The organism is Luteibacter sp. KNZ12-1A, from assembly GCF_056755675.1.
The window spans coordinates 1-1,749 of record NZ_JBPGXU010000192.1 but is presented as its reverse complement, the minus strand read 5'-3'; the positions used below and the strand labels follow the sequence as shown (position 1 = coordinate 1,749).

Annotated in this window: 2 protein-coding genes; both read right to left on the bottom strand. The window is 69.0% G+C overall.

Going from position 1 to position 1,749, the window contains the following annotated elements; translation table 11 throughout:
* Positions 1–205: 205 nt before the first annotated feature.
* Positions 206–907, bottom strand: coding sequence for a uracil-DNA glycosylase (ung, locus tag ACR9ZJ_RS19290; protein WP_481288678.1), 702 nt, complete (start codon positions 905–907; stop codon positions 206–208).
* Positions 904–1,698 (bottom strand): response regulator, encoded by a 795-nt coding sequence (locus ACR9ZJ_RS19285; protein WP_481282731.1) that lies wholly within the window; start codon positions 1,696–1,698, stop codon positions 904–906. The genes ung and ACR9ZJ_RS19285 overlap by 4 nt, the downstream gene beginning before the upstream one ends.
* Between the last annotated feature and the right edge of the window lie 51 nt (positions 1,699–1,749).

Genomic DNA, 1,749 nt, shown 5'->3' with positions numbered 1-1,749 from the left:
GGGGCGGCCGGCGCCGCGGCGCGCGCGCGGGCCCCCCCCCCCCGGGCCCCCCCCCCCCAAGGCCCGGGGCAAGCTCCCACCGAGGCCCGAGGCAAGCTCCCACCGAGGCCCGAGGCAAGCTCCCACCGAGGCCCGAGGCAAGCTCCCACCAGGGCCCGAGGCAAGCCCCACCAAGGTCTCTGGCGAGCGCCCATCGTCCCTCGGGTCAGGCGACGAGTTCCGCCTTCGGCGGCAACGACCAGTCGATCGGCGGCTCGCCCCGCGATTCCAGGTAAGCGTTCGCCAGGGCGAAATGGCCACAGCCCATGAAACCACGGTGCGCGGACAGGGGCGAGGGGTGCACGCTGCGCAGGATCTTGTGGCGCCGGCCATCGATCAGCTGGCCCTTCTTCTGCGCGTGGCTGCCCCAGAGCATGAAGACGAGGCCGTCGCGTTCGCGGTTCAAGGCATCGATGGCCGCGTCGGTGAAGCCCTCCCAGCCCTTGCCCTGGTGCGAACCCGCCTGCCCGGCCTCCACCGTGAGCACGGCGTTGAGCAACAGCACGCCACGATCGGCCCACGGCGTGAGGCAACCGTGGTCGGGGCGTGGGACGCCGAGGCAATCCTCGATTTCCTTGAACATGTTCTGCAACGACGGGGGCACGCGCACGCCGGGCCGCACGGAAAAACTGAGGCCGTGCGCCTGACCGGGGCCATGGTAGGGGTCCTGGCCGAGGATGACGACGCGCACCTTATCGAACGGCGTGTGCGCGAACGCGTTGAAGATCTCCGGGCCGGGCGGGTAGATCGTCTTGCCCCGCGCCTTCTCCTCGCGAAGAAAGGCCGAGAGCGCCCGCATCTCCGGGCGATCGAGGTAGTCGCCGATCCTTTCCTTCCAGGACGGCTCGAGCTTCACGCGATCGTTCAACTTTCCGCCCTGTCTCGAAGGTGCAAGGCCACCCGGAGCTGGAACAGCAGCTTGGTGATGAGCAGCTTCTCCTCGACGGGTTTCTCGACGAGGTCGTTGGCGCCGGCGCGCAGGAGCGCCGCCTGGTTCGCGGGATTCTCGTCGCCGGTCATGACCAGCGTGGGAAGCCGCCCCTTGCCGTAGCCGAACTCGTTGCGGATACGCTCGACGAGGTCGCCGCCGGTGAGTTCTCCCTTGAGGCTGACATCGGTAAGGACCACGTCGGCGCCCATCTCGCCACGCGCCCTGGCTTCGCGCAGGTGCGTGAGCGCGTCCTCCGCGCTGATGACATGGCGTACGGTAAGGCCGTACTTCTCCATCATGCGTCGCGTGGCGAGCGCCACCACGCGGCTGTCCTCGACATAGAGCACTTCGCCTTCCGCGCCGCCCTCGGGACGCACGTAGCCGCGGATGAACTCGGCCAGGGCGCCGAAACCCAGGGACTTGTCGAAGTAGTCGGTGACGAACTCGCCCAGTTCGCGCCGGTGCAGGCGCGCTTCGACGTCGCCGGAAACCACGACGATCGGCATGTAGATCTGCGGCGCGGACTCGCGCACGAAACGCGCCACGTCCAGCCCGTCCATGTCGGGCAGGCGCAGGGCCACGGTGACGAAGTCGAAGACGCCACGCTGCAACTCGGCTTGCGCCTCGGCGCCGGTGGACACACCGACGATCTCCACGCCCGGTACTTCCGCGTTGACCACGCGCGCGATCAACTGGCGGACGACTTTCGAGCCGTCCACCACGAGCATGCGAGGCGTCGCGCCCGCGACACCCGAACCGATGTGAGATCCCACCCCTCC